2 protein-coding genes are annotated in these 2,205 nt (G+C 65.9%); one reads left to right on the plus strand and one right to left on the minus strand.

What is annotated here, in order from left to right; all coding sequences use genetic code 11:
• Positions 1 to 340 (plus strand): endonuclease/exonuclease/phosphatase family protein (locus A2I95_RS32820; protein WP_367153185.1); only part of this gene is annotated, 340 nt, incomplete at its 5' end.
• A 277-nt stretch (positions 341 to 617) separates the two neighbouring features.
• Here the strand turns inward: A2I95_RS32820 and A2I95_RS32825 are convergent.
• A complete protein-coding gene (locus A2I95_RS32825) occupies positions 618 to 1,934 on the minus strand; it encodes a DEAD/DEAH box helicase (protein ID WP_035920056.1) in 1,317 nt (438 codons plus the stop codon).
• Positions 1,935 to 2,205: the final 271 nt, after the last annotated feature.

The following is a 2,205-nucleotide window of genomic DNA, read 5'->3' on the forward strand; positions in this document are numbered from 1 at the left end:
TCCGGTGCGGGTGATCGGGGCTCATCTTGGGCTGACCGGGCGGGCGCGGCGTGAACAGATGCATGCCCTGGCCCGTGCAGCACAACGCGAGGACAGTGCGGTGGTGCTGGCGGGGGATTTCAATGAGTGGTCGCGGGGGACTGTGCTGCAGCATATCGCCCCGGGGCTGACGTTTCTGCCGCCCAAGGCGAGTTTTCCTGCTCTGCGGCCTTTGGGAGCGCTGGACCGGATTGCACATTGCCGGCGATTGAAGGCGCTGGCGCATGGGGTGCATGGGGCGCGGCCGGCGCATATAGCGTCGGACCATTTGCCGGTCTGGGCGGATTTGCGGGTCGTGTGATGCGGCGGCGGGGGCGTGGCTCCCGCGCCTTACCGGATGAATTGCTTTGGGCAATTCTCTGTCTGGCTTGGGCCGGGCGCTGCTGCGCAGCGCGGGGGAGCTCCGCCCGTTCGAAACGGAAACTGTCGCCCGGACAGTTTCCGAAACGTTACTCACTGCTGAGAGGCGCCTAAGGGCGGGTTGCCCTTAAGCGCCGGTTTGCGTGTTTACTGGGCTGTTCCGCACTAAGGGTGAACAGCGCTGACGCCGTCCTTGGCCCAGGCAAGCACGGGCAGGATTAGCGCGCGCGCTGTTTCTGGCCGCCGCGCTGGCCGCCGCCGGCGCTTGCACCTTGGGGTTTGCCACCGCCACCGCCACCGCCGCGGCGGCGCTGGCCGCCGGGTTTGCCGCCGCCGAAGCCGCCGCCGCGGCGTCCGCCGGGACGGCCGCCGGGCTTGCCAGCCGCCGCGGGATCCGGCAGCGCTTCCCAGGCGCGGCCCGAAGCGACGGGGATGGTGATTTTCATCACTTTTTGGATCGCCTTCAGTTCGTCCATTTCATCGGGTGAGCAGAACGCGATGGCGGCGCCGTCCTTGCCCGCGCGCGCGGTGCGGCCGATGCGGTGCACATAGGCGTCCGGCACATTGGGCAGTTCGTAGTTGTAGACGTGTTTTACGTCAGGGATATCCAGGCCGCGGGCGGCCACATCGGTGGCGACCAGAACCTTGATGTCGCCCGATTTGAAAGCGGCAAGGGCGCGCTCGCGCTGGCCCTGGGATTTGTTGCCGTGGATGGCCGCGGCGGCAAAGCCTGCTTTGTCCAGCACCTTCATCAGCTTTTCCATACCGTGTTTGGTGCGGCCGAAGACCAGTGCGCGCTCGTCTTTATGGTCGGCCAGCAGCTCTTTCAGCAGGCTCAGCTTTTCCGCCTTGGCGATGAAATGCACCGACTGGGTGACCTTATCGGCGGCCTTGCCCGGAGGCGAAACCTCGATCCGGACCGGGCTTTGCAGGTAGGAGTTGGCGATCTCGTTCATCTGCTTGGGCATGGTGGCCGAGAACAGCATGGTCTGACGTTCGGTCGGCAGCAGGGCTGCGATCTTGCGCAGGGTGTGGATGAAGCCGAGGTCCAGCATCTGGTCGGCTTCGTCCAGCACCAGGAAGTCGCAGGAACCCAGATCCAGCGCGCCGCGGTCCAGGATGTCGATCAGACGGCCCGGGGTGGCGACCAGGATGTCGGTGCCCTTGGCAATGCGGGAGATCTGCGGGTTGATGGAGACGCCGCCGACCACCAGGCCGACTTTCATCGGGGTGTTTTCGGTGAGGCCTTTCAGGGTAGCTGCGATCTGGTTGGCCAGCTCGCGGGTCGGCGCCAGCACCAGGCCGCGCACGGTGTTGGCGGCGGGCTTGCGGCCGTATTGCATCATCTGTGCAATCAGCGGCACGCCAAATGCGGCGGTCTTCCCGGTGCCGGTTTGCGCCAGACCCAGCACGTCCTGGCCGTTGAGCGCATGCGGGATGGCGCGGGCCTGGATCGGGGTGGGGTCATTGAGGCCCAGGTCGTGGAGCCGGGCGAGGAGCTTTTCAGGAAGCCCCATGGTCGAAAATTCAGTCACGTATCGTCCTTTCACAGCCCTGCGTCAGCACGGGCCGGGTCCGCTGAGAACAGCGGTTTCTTGCGGGGCAGGGACCTCGGGCGCGCGCTGGCCGGATGCCAGGCCGCTGGCCTCTGCAATCCCCACGCGTGATTTTGGGAATGGCGGCATATCACTTGACCTCCGGCGTCTGGTTGCGCGTATGCGCCGCGGCCGGTCTTGGTCTCTGCTCACGCGGCAGGGAGGGATGCCTGGGTGCCAAATGACTGTGGATAAGCCGGTTGTCAACCAT

The sequence above is a fragment of the Leisingera sp. F5 genome, from assembly GCF_001593695.1.